This is a genomic window from Pseudomonas sp. 2822-15 (assembly GCF_002742515.1).
Lineage (GTDB): Bacteria > Pseudomonadota > Gammaproteobacteria > Pseudomonadales > Pseudomonadaceae > Aquipseudomonas > Aquipseudomonas salomonii.
The window spans coordinates 1-12,509 of the sequence record NZ_LJRY01000143.1 but is presented as its reverse complement, the minus strand read 5'-3'; the positions used below and the strand labels follow the sequence as shown (position 1 = coordinate 12,509).

10 protein-coding genes and 4 tRNA genes are annotated in these 12,509 nt (G+C 60.2%); 7 read left to right on the top strand and 7 right to left on the bottom strand.

Annotated features, from left to right (window positions below; translation table 11 throughout):
- Positions 1 to 28: 28 nt before the first annotated feature.
- Positions 29 to 568: a TetR/AcrR family transcriptional regulator gene (locus AOA59_RS01385; RefSeq protein ID WP_065931713.1), complete on the bottom strand. Its 540-nt coding sequence runs from the start codon at positions 566 to 568 to the stop codon at positions 29 to 31.
- A gap of 91 nt (positions 569 to 659) precedes the next feature.
- On the opposite strand from AOA59_RS01385, the gene AOA59_RS01380 reads away from it, so the two are divergent.
- The 3 genes from AOA59_RS01380 (at position 660) to AOA59_RS01370 (ending at position 5,063) form a co-directional block, all read left to right on the top strand.
- Complete coding sequence (locus tag AOA59_RS01380; RefSeq protein WP_099485579.1) at positions 660 to 1,850, top strand: MFS transporter; 1,191 nt, start codon at positions 660 to 662, stop codon at positions 1,848 to 1,850.
- 109 nt (positions 1,851 to 1,959) lie between these two features.
- On the top strand, positions 1,960 to 3,123 hold the full coding sequence (locus AOA59_RS01375) for a TDT family transporter (protein WP_099485609.1): 1,164 nt from the start codon (positions 1,960 to 1,962) through the stop codon (positions 3,121 to 3,123).
- Between the two features lie 65 nt (positions 3,124 to 3,188).
- Positions 3,189 to 5,063: an MFS transporter gene (locus AOA59_RS01370; RefSeq protein WP_099485577.1), complete on the top strand. Its 1,875-nt coding sequence runs from the start codon at positions 3,189 to 3,191 to the stop codon at positions 5,061 to 5,063.
- A 107-nt stretch (positions 5,064 to 5,170) separates the two neighbouring features.
- Here the strand turns inward: AOA59_RS01370 and sugE are convergent, their stop codons facing one another.
- The 3 genes from sugE to rdgC form a co-directional block, all read right to left on the bottom strand.
- Positions 5,171 to 5,485: a quaternary ammonium compound efflux SMR transporter SugE gene (gene sugE / locus AOA59_RS01365; RefSeq protein WP_016970241.1), complete on the bottom strand. Its 315-nt coding sequence runs from the start codon at positions 5,483 to 5,485 to the stop codon at positions 5,171 to 5,173.
- Positions 5,486 to 5,591: 106 nt separating this feature from the next.
- Complete coding sequence (locus AOA59_RS01360) at positions 5,592 to 6,557, bottom strand: bile acid:sodium symporter family protein (protein WP_069786324.1); 966 nt, start codon at positions 6,555 to 6,557, stop codon at positions 5,592 to 5,594.
- 166 nt (positions 6,558 to 6,723) lie between these two features.
- The gene (gene rdgC / locus AOA59_RS01355) at positions 6,724 to 7,644 is read right to left on the bottom strand and encodes a recombination-associated protein RdgC (protein ID WP_003172886.1); all 921 of its coding nucleotides are present in this window, start codon (positions 7,642 to 7,644) and stop codon (positions 6,724 to 6,726) included.
- A gap of 159 nt (positions 7,645 to 7,803) precedes the next feature.
- On the opposite strand from rdgC, the gene AOA59_RS01350 reads away from it, so the two are divergent.
- Positions 7,804 to 7,879 (top strand) — tRNA-Val (locus AOA59_RS01350).
- Between the two features lie 19 nt (positions 7,880 to 7,898).
- A tRNA-Asp gene (locus AOA59_RS01345) sits at positions 7,899 to 7,975 on the top strand.
- A gap of 142 nt (positions 7,976 to 8,117) precedes the next feature.
- Here AOA59_RS01345 and AOA59_RS01340 read toward each other — a convergent pair.
- The 3 genes from AOA59_RS01340 to AOA59_RS01330 all read right to left on the bottom strand — a co-directional run bounded on the left by AOA59_RS01340 (position 8,118) and on the right by AOA59_RS01330 (position 12,138).
- The gene (locus AOA59_RS01340) at positions 8,118 to 10,550 is read right to left on the bottom strand and encodes a TonB-dependent siderophore receptor (RefSeq protein WP_099485575.1); all 2,433 of its coding nucleotides are present in this window, start codon (positions 10,548 to 10,550) and stop codon (positions 8,118 to 8,120) included.
- A gap of 78 nt (positions 10,551 to 10,628) precedes the next feature.
- On the bottom strand, positions 10,629 to 11,612 hold the full coding sequence (locus tag AOA59_RS01335) for a FecR family protein (RefSeq protein WP_099485573.1): 984 nt from the start codon (positions 11,610 to 11,612) through the stop codon (positions 10,629 to 10,631).
- A gap of 7 nt (positions 11,613 to 11,619) precedes the next feature.
- A complete protein-coding gene (locus tag AOA59_RS01330; protein WP_099485572.1) occupies positions 11,620 to 12,138 on the bottom strand; it encodes a sigma-70 family RNA polymerase sigma factor in 519 nt (172 codons plus the stop codon).
- A gap of 200 nt (positions 12,139 to 12,338) precedes the next feature.
- On the opposite strand from AOA59_RS01330, the gene AOA59_RS01325 reads away from it, so the two are divergent.
- Both AOA59_RS01325 and AOA59_RS01320 read left to right on the top strand, forming a co-directional pair.
- Positions 12,339 to 12,414, top strand: a tRNA-Val gene (locus tag AOA59_RS01325).
- A 19-nt stretch (positions 12,415 to 12,433) separates the two neighbouring features.
- Positions 12,434 to 12,507: transfer RNA gene (locus AOA59_RS01320), tRNA-Asp, on the top strand.
- Positions 12,508 to 12,509 lie beyond the last annotated feature (2 nt).

Below are 12,509 nucleotides of genomic sequence, written 5' to 3'. Positions count from 1 at the left end.
TCCCACATTTGGTTTTTTGCAGAGGTTTTTAACCTTTTAGTGCCAGCTCGATCAGTCCATGCAGCTCTTGCACCGTCAGTGGCTCGGTCGAGAACAAAATGCGAAACACCGTCGGCGCCGCCAGCAGGTTGATCAAATGGTCCACGCTCGGCGGCGTACTCTGTGGGTAACGATCGATAATCGTCTGAAACTGCCCACTCAGAATGCTCACGCAATAACCCGGTGTGATCATGCTCTGCAGGTCACGCATCATGTTGCGCCCTGGCTCCGAACTCATTTCATCCAGGTATTGCTCGGCCCAAGCGAGCAGATCACCGCGCAGGCTGCCGGTATTCGCCGGCTCGCTGTCGGGGCGCATGCGGGCCAGGGCCACATCGGCCAACAGCACCGATAAGTCGCCCCAGCGCCGATAGATGGTCGAGGGCGTGACACCCGCGCGCGTCGCAATCATCGGCACGGTAACGCTGGAGCGCTCATGCACTTCGAGCAGTTCACGCACCGCCGAATGCACTGATTCCTGGACCCGGGCACTGCGGCCTCCCGGGCGAAGGCCTTCTTTTATCGCCATGCGTAAAACCTTAACACAAAGAATTTGCTTTAAGCGCTCGCCGGTAGCACACTGCGCAAAAGCAAAGTATTAGCTTTAGCGGAGTGTGCCCATGTCTCGCGTTATTTCTCAACGGTCCAGCCTGACGTTCCTGGTCATCACGGTGCTGACCTTCCTCGCCGCGTCCAGCGCGCCGACGCCGCTGTATCAGGTGTATCAGGAAAACCTGCATTTCTCCGCGACAATGCTCACGGTGATTTTCGGCGTGTACGCCGTCAGCCTGCTGGCGGCGTTGCTGACCGTGGGTTCGTTGTCGGATCACTTGGGGCGCAAGCCGGTGATTTTCGTCGCATTGCTGCTCAATATTGTGGCGATGCTGCTGTTTATCAACGCCGACAGCACCGCGCACCTGATTGCCGCCCGTGCGCTGCAAGGGTTCGCCACCGGCATGGCCACGGCAGTGCTGAGTGCAACCTTGCTCGACACTGACCGCGTGCGCGGCCCGATGCTTAATAGCCTGGCGCCCCTGTTGGGCATGGCCAGTGGCGGGCTGGGCAGTGGTCTATTGGTGGAGTTCGCGCCGCGTCCTACCCAATTGATCTACTTCACGCTGCTGGGATTGATGGTGTTGCAGGCGGCGTATGTGTGGCGTCTGGCGGAAACCGTCAGCCGTATTCCGGGCGCCTTGAAATCGCTGGCGCCGACCCTGCATGTGCCGCAGCAAGCGCGCCGCGCCCTCTGGCTGGTGATGCCGCTGAATGTGGCGGTGTGGGCGCTGGGCGGGTTTTTCTCATCCCTGGCGCCGTCGCTGGTCAAGGCTGCCACCGGTTCCACGTCGCACCTGATCGGCGGCGGCCTGGTAGCCGTCGTGACCTTGAGTGGCGCGGTGATGATCTACAGCGTGCGCGAGCGTGCGGCCGATAAAATCATGCGGCTGTCGGCAGGGCTGTTGGCCGTGGGCGTCGCGCTGCTGCTGGTGGCCGTCCACATGGGTATTTTGTGGCTGTTCTTTGTCGCCAGTGTGATTGCAGGTTTGGGTTTTGGCGGCGGCTTCATGGGCAGTGTGCGCAGTATCGTCGGGCTGGCGTTGCCCCACGAACGGGCCGGTTTGATGTCGGCGTTCTATGTCTTGAGCTACTTGGCGTTCTGCTTGCCGGCGCTGTTGGCGGGTTACCTGTGTCAGGTTTATGGCCTTATCGTCACCACTGAAGGCTATGGTGCTGCGCTGATGGTGCTGGCCCTGAGTGCCTTGGTCGGTTTGGTTGTGCAGGACTCGGTGCGGGCCAAGGCGGCGATAGAGTGATGCCGTATATTGGTAAAGTAGATAACAGATAGAGATATTACCCGTTATATAGATATTCGATCAGGTTCTATGATGGCCTCAACCTCATGCGAGGAAGAGGATGACCATCATGACCTGCTCGACTATTCCCACCTGCAAAGCCCCAAGCTACAAACCCTTGAGCCACCTGACCCGCCCACGGGAAGTGATTCGCCAGTTCACTCCCAACTGGTTCGCCGCGACCATGGGCACCGGCGTACTGGCCCTGGCCTTGGCGCAACTACCATTCAGCCTGCCTGGTTTGCACGTCATTGCCGAAGGGCTGTGGCTGTTCACCATTGGCCTGTTTGTGCTGTTCAGCCTGTTGTACGCGGCACGTTGGGTGATGTTTTTCCACGAAGCGCGACGCATCTTCGGGCATTCCACCGTCTCGATGTTCTTCGGCACCATTCCCATGGGGCTGGCGACGATTCTCAACGGTTTGCTGCTGTTTGGCCTGCCGCGCTGGGGCAGCGAAGTGATCCCGCTGACAGAAGCCTTATGGTGGCTGGACGTGGCGATGGCCCTGGCCTGCGGCGTGCTCATCCCGTTCATGATGTTCACTCGCCAGGAACACAGCATCGACCAGATGACCGCCGTCTGGCTGTTGCCGGTGGTGGCCGCCGAAGTCGCCGCCGCCAGCGGTGGCTTGCTGGCGCCGCACCTGGCCGACGCCCATGGGCAACTGGTGATGCTGGTGACCAGCTACGTGCTGTGGGCGTTTTCCCTGCCGGTGGCGTTCAGCATCCTGACCATCCTGATGTTGCGCATGGCCCTGCATAAACTGCCGCCTGCCAATATGGCCGCGTCGAGCTGGCTGGCCCTTGGCCCCATCGGCACCGGTGCGCTGGGCATGTTGTTGTTGGGCGGTGACGCACCGGCGATCTTCGCCGCCAATGGGTTGCCGGGTGTGGGCGAAATGGCCAATGGCCTGGGCGTGGTGGCCGGCATCACCCTGTGGGGCTTCGGTTTGTGGTGGATGCTGATTGCGGTGCTGATCACCCTGCGTTACCTGCGCGCCGGCATCCCGTTTAACCTCGGCTGGTGGGGGTTTACCTTCCCGCTCGGGGTGTACGCGTTGGCCACCCTGAAGCTGGCGAACCTGCTGCACCTGAGCTTTTTCAGCGTCTTTGGCAGCGTGCTGGTGCTGGCATTGACGCTGATGTGGCTGATCGTGGCCAAGCGCACCGTGCAGGGCGCCTATAAAGGTGAGCTTTTTGTTTCGCCATGCATTGCAGGACTAGCGAATAAGTAAGCGCGATTAGGTAAAGTCGTGGCCTGAGAAACTACACGCCTTCAGGCCACGCAGGAACACGGACGATGAGCCACCCCTCACAATTCACCTTGCTGCGCACACGGCGCTTTCTGCCGTTTTTCATCACCCAGTTACTGGGCGCGTTCAACGACAACATCTTCAAGCAATCGCTGATCCTGGCGATTCTCTACAAGCTCACCATTGAGGGCGACCGCTCCATCTGGGTCAACCTGTGCGCCTTGCTGTTTATCCTGCCGTTCTTCCTGTTCTCGGCGCTGGCCGGGCAGTTTGGCGAGAAATTCAACAAGGACGCGCTGATCCGCGCGATCAAGATCGGCGAGATCGTGATCATGGCCGTGGGCGCCACGGGCTTTGTGTTCAACCACCTTGAGCTGATGCTGCTGGCGCTGTTTGCCATGGGCACGCATTCGGCGCTGTTCGGCCCGGTGAAGTACTCGATCATGCCCCAGGCGCTGCACGACGATGAGCTGGTGGGCGGCAACGGGCTGGTGGAAATGGGCACGTTCCTGGCGATCCTGGCCGGCACCATCGGCGCCGGGATCATCATGTCGTCGAGCAATTACGCGCCCTTGGTGGCGGTGGCGATTGTCGGCGTGGCGGTGCTCGGCTACCTGGCCAGTCGCAGCATTCCGCGGGCGGCGGCGTCCACGCCCGAGCTGCGCCTGAACTGGAATATCTTCAGCGAATCCTGGGCAACCTTGCGCCTGGGCCTGGGGCAGACGCCGGCGGTGTCGCGCTCGATTGTCGGCAACTCGTGGTTCTGGTTTGTCGGCGCGATCTACCTGACGCAGATCCCGGCCTACGCCAAGGAATGGTTGTACGGCGATGAAACCGTGGTGACGCTGATCCTCACGGTGTTTTCGGTGGGTATCGCCGTCGGTTCGATGCTCTGCGAAAAGCTCTCGGGCCGTAAGGTCGAGATCGGCCTGGTGCCGTTTGGCTCGTTTGGCCTGACGGTGTTCGGCCTGCTGCTGTGGTGGCACTCCGGCGGTTTCCCGCAGTCACCCCAGGAACATAGCTGGCTGGCGGTGCTCAGCTACGGTCAGGCGTGGTGGGTGTTGTTCGATATCCTTGGCCTGGGTGTGTTCGGTGGTTTCTATATCGTGCCGCTCTACGCGCTGATCCAGTCGCGCACGGCCGAAAACGAGCGCGCGCGGGTCATCGCGGCCAACAATATTCTCAACGCGTTGTTCATGGTGGTCTCGGCCATCGTCTCGATCCTGCTGCTGAGCGTGGCCAAGCTGTCGATCCCCGAGTTGTTCCTGGTGGTGTCGCTGCTCAATATTGCGGTCAACACCTACATCTTCAAAATCGTCCCCGAGTTCACCATGCGTTTCATGATCTGGCTGCTCAGCCATTCCATGTACCGCGTGGAGCATCGCAACCTTGAGCTGATTCCGGATGAAGGCGCGGCGCTGCTGGTGTGCAACCATGTGTCGTTTGTCGATGCATTGTTGATTGGCGGCGCGGTACGTCGGCCAATTCGCTTTGTGATGTACTACAAGATCTACCGTTTGCCGGTGCTGAACTTTATCTTCAGTACGGCCGGGGCGATTCCGATTGCCGGGCGCCATGAAGATATCCAGATCTACGAAAAGGCCTTCACACGGATTGCCCAGTACCTGAAGGACGGGGAGTTGGTGTGCATCTTCCCTGAAGGCAAACTGACCGCCGATGGCGAGATGAATGAGTTCCGTGGCGGGCTGACGCGGATTCTGGAGGAGACGCCGGTGCCGGTGATTCCGATGGCGTTGCAGGGGTTGTGGGGGAGCTTTTTCAGTCGCGACCCGAACAAGGGGATCTTTCATCGGATCTGGTCGCGGGTGGTGCTGGTGGCGGGGGAGCCGGTTGCATTGGAGGCCGCGACGCCTGAGCAGTTGCAGGCGCGGGTAGGTGTGTTGCGTGGGAGTGTCAGGTAGTTAGTTGCTGGCTGTAAGGGCCTCATCGCAGGCAAGCCGGCTCCCACCTTTGAACGGTGAATACAGTCCAATGTGGGAGCTGGCTTGCCTGCGATAACGGTAGTGGCCTAAGTACTGATCTTGAGCCCAACCAACCCGCAAATAATCAACGCCACACTCGCCAGCCGAAACAACGCCATGGACTCGCCAAACAGGATAATCCCGGCGATCACCGTGCCCACTGCACCCACACCGGTCCAGATGGCATAGGCGGTTCCCAGCGGCAGCTCCTTCATGGCCAGGCCCAACAGGCCGAGGCTGATGGCCATGGCGGCAATCGTCAGGGCAGTCGGCAGCGGCTTGCTGAAGCCATCGGTGTACTTCAGGCCGACCGCCCAGCCGACCTCGAACAGCCCGGCAAAAAACAGAATGATCCAGGACATGTTGATCTCCCCTTTATAGCTGGGGTCGTCCCCGGATTAAGCGCTTGAGAGCGTCGCGAGGTCGTCCCCGCGAAGCTCGGTAGAGTGCCGAAAATTGATCGGGCGATCAAGTTTGTGGCGTGTTCTCCAGGGCGCGGCGGTCCTCTTTTTCGCTCATACGGCGAAAGTACGTCGACAGCAATGCCCCGGAAATATTGTGCCACACGCTGAACAGCGCGCTCGGCACCGCCGCCAACGGCGAAAAGTGCGCACTGGCCAGTGCGGCGCCCAGCCCGGAGTTCTGCATGCCCACTTCCAGGGCCAGGGATTTACGCTGCGCCAACGGCAGTTTGAACATACGGCCGGTGAAGTAGCCGAGCAGATAACCGAAGCTGTTGTGCAGCATCACCACGGCCATGATCAACAGGCCGGATTCGGCGATCTTCGCCTGGCTCGCCGCAACCACCGCCGCGACGATGATTACAATGCTCACCACCGACACCAACGGCAGCACGTCTACCGCATGGCGGACGCGCTCACCCAGCACGCGCTGCGCCACCACGCCCAGCACGATCGGCAGCAACACCACTTGCAGGATCGACCAGAACAACTCCATGAACGACACCGGCAACCAGGCCGAGGCCAGCAGCCAGATCAACGCCGGCGTCAGCAGCGGGGCGAGGAGGGTGGTGACGGCGGCGATGGCCACCGACAGCGCCAGGTCACCGCGTGCCAGCCAGGTCATGACGTTGGATGAAGTGCCGCTTGGGCAGCACCCGACCAGGATCACGCCGACGGCGATTTCCGGCGGCAGGTGGAACGCCTGGCACAGCAGCCAGGCCACGCCCGGCATGATCACAAAATGCGCAACCACGCCGAGGGCCACGCGCCAGGGATGGCGAGCGACTTCGGCGAAGTCTTCCAGTTTCAAGGTCAGCCCCATGCCGAACATCACCAGGCCCAGCAGCGGCACGATGGCGCCCTTGAGACCAATGAACCAGCCGGGCTCAAGGAAGGCGAGCACCGCGAAAATCAACACCCAGTAGGCGAAGGTATTGCCGACGAAGCGGCTCAAGGCGGCGAGTGCACGCATGGGGGGGTGTCCTTGTTATCAGATTTCGGAAGTGCAAATGTAATCAAATGTGGGAGCTGGCTTGCCTGCGATAGCATCAACTCGGTATGACTGATAGACCGAGGTGTCTGCATCGCAGGCAAGCCAGCTCCCACACTGACTGTGCTCCCTTTATGGCGGGTGTTGCTTAGATGCCCTGTGGGGTCTCTTCGCCGCCCAATGCTTCAACCAACGCCGGCAGGAACTCGCCAAACGTCAGCATCATCAGGGTAAAGCTGGCATCCAGTTGGCCCAATGCCTCGTCACCGCCGTCCTGTTCAGCCTGGTCTTGCAACAGGTCTTCGAACTTCAGGCGCTTGACGGTCATTTTGTCGTCGAGCATGAAGGACAACTTGTCCTGCCAGGCCAGGGACAATTGCGTCACGACTTTGCCGGTGGTCAGGTGCAGTTGGATCTCTTCGCCGGTCAGGTCCTGGCGCTTGCAGCGCACGATGCCGCCGTCTTCGTGGGTGTCGCGCAGTTCGCATTCGTCGAGGACGAAGAAGTCATCGGCCGGCTTCTGCGTGGTGACCCAGTCGGTCATGATCGCCGTGGGTGCGGTTTTAACCGTCAGCGGGCGTACCGGCAGGGTGCCGATCACTTCACGCAGGGTCGACAGCAGGTCTTCGGCGCGCTTGGGGCTGGCCGAGTTGACCAGGATCAGGCCCTGTTTCGGCGCAATGGCGGCGAAAGTCGACGAGCGACGGATAAAGGCACGCGGCAGGAAGGCCTGGATGATTTCATCCTTGATCTGGTCGCGTTCCTTCTTATAGACCTTGCGCATTTGCTCGGCCTCGATCTCTTCGACTTTCTCTTTCAGCGCGTCACGCACCACGCTACCCGGCAGGATGCGTTCTTCCTTGCGCGCAGCGATCAGCAGGAAGTCACCGCTGACATGCACCAGGGGAGCGTCTTCACCTTTACCAAAAGGTGCGACGAAACCGTAAGTGGTCAACTCCTGGCTTGCACACGGGCGCGCCAGTTTGGTGGCCATGGCCGCTTCCAACGCCTCGGCATCAACAGGCAGATCTTGGGTCAGGCGATAGATAAGCAGGTTCTTGAACCACATGGGGTGAGTCTCTCCTTTATACAAAGGGGGGCATTATTCTCTTGATCCGGGCTGAGGCCAACCCTGCCTAAGCCATTGGAAGGGCTGAAAAAAAAGATTTAAGAAAGTGCTTGCCAGACTTAGGGTCGCTCCGTAGAATGCGCGCCACACCGAAGCGAAGGGTGATTAGCTCAGCTGGGAGAGCGTCTGCCTTACAAGCAGAATGTCGGCGGTTCGATCCCGTCATCACCCACCATTCGTTTCAAGTGTTACGCGCAGCGGTAGTTCAGTCGGTTAGAATACCGGCCTGTCACGCCGGGGGTCGCGGGTTCGAGTCCCGTCCGCTGCGCCATATTCGGTAACCTGGAACACTGAACGCCAGGTCACCACAGAAAGCCCGCTCATTGAGCGGGCTTTTTGCTGTCCGGGGTTTGTAAAACCGAAAAAACGCCGCCGATCATTTCCGATGATCGGCGGCGTTTTTTATGGGGCGATCAGAAATCCCAACGGGTTGTCACCATCACGTTGCGCGGCTCGCCATACGCGGCGGAGTTATAGAAACCGATATTGGTGTAGTAGGACTTGTCGAAGATATTGTTGAGGTTCAGCGTCGCCGACAGGTTCTTGGTGACCTGGTAGCGGGTCATCAGGTCCACCAGCCAATAAGCGTCCTGGGAGAACTCTTCATAACCCTTGTGCGGGTTGTTGTAGATATCCTGCCAGCCCACGCTCTGCCAGCGCACGCCGCCGCCGACGGTGAGCTTGTCCAGGTTGCCCTTGAGTTTATAGGTGGTGTACAGCTTGACCTGGTCCTCGGGCTCGAAGGTGGAGATCTTCACGTCCTTGTCATCGCGCACGACCTTGTGGGTGTACCCTGCCTGCAACTGCCAGCCTGGCGCAATCTCGCCGGACACTTCCACTTCGTAGCCCTTGGTCACCGCCTTGCTGCCTTTATAAGCGTAGTTGGACGGTATCGGCGTCTGGTTGTTGTACTCGTCGTCGGAGAGCGCACGGTTGGATTCGTGGATTTCGAAGTAGGCGGCGCTGGCGTTCAGGCGGCCGTCGAGGAAGTCGGCTTTGAGGCCAAATTCCCAGTTCTGGCCCTCGTCCGGTTCAAGCAGCTTGTTCTCGCGGTCGCGGTTGTAGTTTTCCTGGGGCATGAAAATATCGGTGTAGCTGGCGTAGACCGAGTAGGTGTCGTTCAAGTCGTAAATGGCGCCCACATACGGCACGAACCGCCCGGACTCGCGGTAGCTCGGGTTATTGCCGGTGACCTGGTAGTTGACCACGCGCCCGCCCAGCAGCAGCTTGAGGTCGTCGGCGAGGTTCAAGCGCGTGGTGACATAGGCGCCGGTCTGGCGCACGGTGTCGTCGATCAGTGATTGCGCGCTGCCCCAATCCGGGATCGTGGCGTGGCCGCGCCAGTGGTTGAAGTCGACGGTATTGGTGGCCAGGTTCCAGTAACCCTTGCCTTTCCACTGCGATGCGCTGATGGAGCCGCCCAGTACCAACTCATGCTCGCGACCGCCGAGGCTGAACGGGCCGCTCACATACAGGTCGGCCGAGTCGCTGACGGTGTCACCGGTGTATTTGCCGGAGGTGAGGTTGGCGGTGCCGTCGGGCTGTGGCTGGTCGCCCTGGATCGAGCCCATCAGCGCGTGGTAGCCGTTGATCTTGTGATCGAGTTGCAGCTTGCCGACCCAGCCATTACCCAGGTCGTGTTCAAGCATGGCGAACACGGTGCGGGTGTATTGCTCCCAACTGCTCCAGTTGGCGGCGTTGTTGAACGAGCGCTTGACGCTGTTGCGTTCGCCCTGAGAGTTGATCAGCGGAAAGCTGCCGGACCACGACGAGGCGGTCGGCAACGTGTCCTGATAGTCGCCGCCCACGGTCAGCAAGGTGTCGGGTGACAGGTCGAACTCCATGATGCCGTAGTACGTCGGGCTCTTGCGCGAGTAGCGGTCCATGAACGAGCGCTTGTCTTGATAGGCCGCAACCGCTCGGCCGCGCACATTGCCGCTGTCGGTCATCGGGCCGCTCACGTCCAGTTCGCTGCGGTAGTTGTCCCACGAGCCGGCACCGAGGGTGGCATGGCCCTGGAAATCGGCGGTGGGCTTTTTGCGCACCAGGTTGATCGTCGCACCCAGTGAGCCGGCGCCGGTGAGCAGGCCGGTGGCGCCTTTGAGCACTTCTACGCGGTCGTAGATCGCCATGTCGCTGAGGGTGTTGCCCTCCGAGTAGGCGACGTTGCGCGCGGTCGAAGGAATGCCGTCGTACTGGAAGTTATTGATGGAAAAGCCGCGCGCGTAATAGTTGCTGCGCTCGGTGTCGAAGGCCGACACGGTGATGCCTGGAGTATGGCGCATCACGTCGTCGACGTTGTTCAGGCCGAAGTCATCCATGTGTTGGCGGGTGACCACGCTCACCGATTGCGGGGTCTGTTTGGGCGTCAGTATCAACCGCGTCGAGGTGGCGATCGTACCGGGCGTGTAGGAACCGGTGCCTTCGGTGACGTTACCCAGTTGGGTGGCAGTCACCTGGGTGGGGCCTAGCTCCATGGTGCCGCTGCTGGCCGTCGCAATGGCCTGCAGCGCGTACCCTTGGGAAACCTTAACGGCACGATAGCCACTGCCTTGCAGCAATCGGTCAAAGCCGTCCTGGGTGGCAAAGTTGCCCTTCAAGCCGGGGCTTTGCAGGCCTTCGAGTGCCTGGGGCTGGAACACAATCGCCACGGCGGCTTGCTGGGCAAAGCGGTTGAGCGAAGTGCCCAGCGGCCCGGCGGGAATGTCGTAGGCTTGGGCGGCGACGTTGACGGTGTCCGCCTGTGCCAGGTGAGTACTCAGGGTGGACGCGGCAAATATCGCCAGGGAAAGCGGCGCGCTTTTCAGCAGGCCAAAACGCCCGCGTGGGTCAGAAGGGGTGTGCATGGTCAGGGCAATCCTTTACGTGTCGAATTACCTTGCTTGACGGGCAACCGCGAAAAAACCGGAAGCAAATGCGAATAATTATTTATTGGGTGCTGTTTCAGGGCTTACGACCATCAGCCAGGGTGTGTAGTGGCGAACCTTGATCGGCAGGGTTTGCGCCAGCAATTGCAGGGCTTGATCGCTGTCATCCAGCGGAACGACCGCCGATACCCGCAGGTGTTGCAGGGCGGCGCGATCAAATTGCAGATAGCCGGCTCGATGGCGGGCGATTTCATTCAGTACTTCAGGCAACGGCCGGTTTTCCACCACCAACTGATGGCGACGCCAGGCTTCGTTGACGCTGGCCGGGTCGATACGGCCGCTCAGGCGCACTGCGTTCGAACTCATCAGCGCCTGCGAGCCGGCGTCCACTTCCACGGTCTCCTGGGCATTCGTGCTGTGCGCCGCCACGCGCGACTGCAACATACTCAGTACGGTCACGTCACCCTCACGCTTGACCACAAACCGCGTCCCCAGGGCACGCAAGGTGCCTTGCGGCGTCTGCACGATAAAGGGCCGTGCGCTGTCATGAGCCACTTCCACCAGGATCTCGCCTTGCAGCAGTTCAATCCGGCGCTGCTGCTGATCGAAATGCAGGTTCGCCGCGCTGATGCCGTTCAGGGTGAGTGTCGAGCCGTCCGCCAGTTGCAGGGTTTGCCACTGCCCGGGGCCGTTACGCACATCGGCCATCCACCGTTGTGGATAAGGGCTGACGAGCAGCGCCGCCGCAGGAATCGCCAGGCTGCACGCGAGCAGCAGGGCGCGTACCGCGTTTTTGCCGCGCCGCGGTTTTGGTTGAGCAAATGCTGCGTTGAGTGCCGCCCGCGCCGGTGATTTCTCCGCACGCAACGCCTGCATTCGGGTAATCACGGCCTCCATACGCGCAGCGGCTGCGGCGTATTGCGGGCCTTGTTGCTTCCAGCGCTCGAACGCCATGCGCTGGGCTTCGCTCAAGTCCCCTTCGTGCAGGCGCAGCAGCCATTGAGCGGCTTGTTCTTCGATCTGTTGGTGGGTGTCAGGCATGCGCGGGTCAGGTGTCCATGCTATGGCTGCAATGCACCAGTGCCTGGATCAGGTATTTGCGTACGGTGCGTTCCGACAGCTTGAGCTGGCGGGCGATTTGTTGTTGGGTCAGCTCTTCCAGGTAATACAGCACAAACGCCTGGCGCGAGTAGTCGTGCATGCCTTCCAGAATAAACGCGATGTGCTCAAGGGCTTCCAGGGTAGTGTGGATTTGCTCCGGCGACTGAAACCCTTCCAACGCGTCCACCGTGAGCGCCAACTCTTGCAGGTAAGCCTGCTCAATCTGCTTACGCCGCGCCTGATCGATCAGCAGGCGTCGAGCCGTTGTACTTAAATAAGCACGCGGTTCACGAATGCTTGCCACGGATTCGCGGGTATTGAGGATTCGCACAAACGTGTCCTGCGCCAGATCGGCTGCGTTCTGGCGGCAACCGAGTTTGCGCCGCAACCAACTGAGCAGCCAGCCGTGATGCTCACTGTAGAGCAGGGTTATTTCCCGTTGGAATGGCGGTTCACCCACAGACATTGGCGCGGCTCAGGTGTTATTGAGAATGGTTTTTAATTGTGCCGCCAAGCAGCGTATAAACGCAATAGACTCGCATTTGGGGGCTTGAGGCCCCGTTTTTCGGGGCGCGGAGGGCACCAAAGAAATTATTTTAAATAAATTGTATTTAAATCAAGACATTGCAGATTTTTGGTGTATTATGCCGCCCACACCGAAGCGAAGGGTGATTAGCTCAGCTGGGAGAGCGTCTGCCTTACAAGCAGAATGTCGGCGGTTCGATCCCGTCATCACCCACCATTCGTTTCAAGTGTTACGCGCAGCGGTAGTTCAGTCGGTTAGAATACCGGCCTGTCACGCCGGGGGTCGCGGGTTCGAGTCCCGTCCGCTGCGCC

Bases quoted from the DNA above. Each gene is read 5' to 3' on its own strand.
- AOA59_RS01385 (WP_065931713.1), bottom strand. From the start codon at position 568: ATGGCGATAAAAGAAGGCCTTCGCCCGGGAGGCCGCAGTGCCCGGGTC.
- AOA59_RS01380 (WP_099485579.1), top strand. From the start codon at position 660: ATGTCTCGCGTTATTTCTCAACGGTCCAGCCTGACGTTCCTGGTCATC.
- AOA59_RS01375 (WP_099485609.1), top strand. From the start codon at position 1,960: ATGACCTGCTCGACTATTCCCACCTGCAAAGCCCCAAGCTACAAACCC.
- AOA59_RS01370 (WP_099485577.1), top strand. From the start codon at position 3,189: ATGAGCCACCCCTCACAATTCACCTTGCTGCGCACACGGCGCTTTCTG.
- sugE (WP_016970241.1), bottom strand. From the start codon at position 5,485: ATGTCCTGGATCATTCTGTTTTTTGCCGGGCTGTTCGAGGTCGGCTGG.
- AOA59_RS01360 (WP_069786324.1), bottom strand. From the start codon at position 6,557: ATGCGTGCACTCGCCGCCTTGAGCCGCTTCGTCGGCAATACCTTCGCC.
- rdgC (WP_003172886.1), bottom strand. From the start codon at position 7,644: ATGTGGTTCAAGAACCTGCTTATCTATCGCCTGACCCAAGATCTGCCT.
- AOA59_RS01340 (WP_099485575.1), bottom strand. From the start codon at position 10,550: ATGCACACCCCTTCTGACCCACGCGGGCGTTTTGGCCTGCTGAAAAGC.
- AOA59_RS01335 (WP_099485573.1), bottom strand. From the start codon at position 11,612: ATGCCTGACACCCACCAACAGATCGAAGAACAAGCCGCTCAATGGCTG.
- AOA59_RS01330 (WP_099485572.1), bottom strand. From the start codon at position 12,138: ATGTCTGTGGGTGAACCGCCATTCCAACGGGAAATAACCCTGCTCTAC.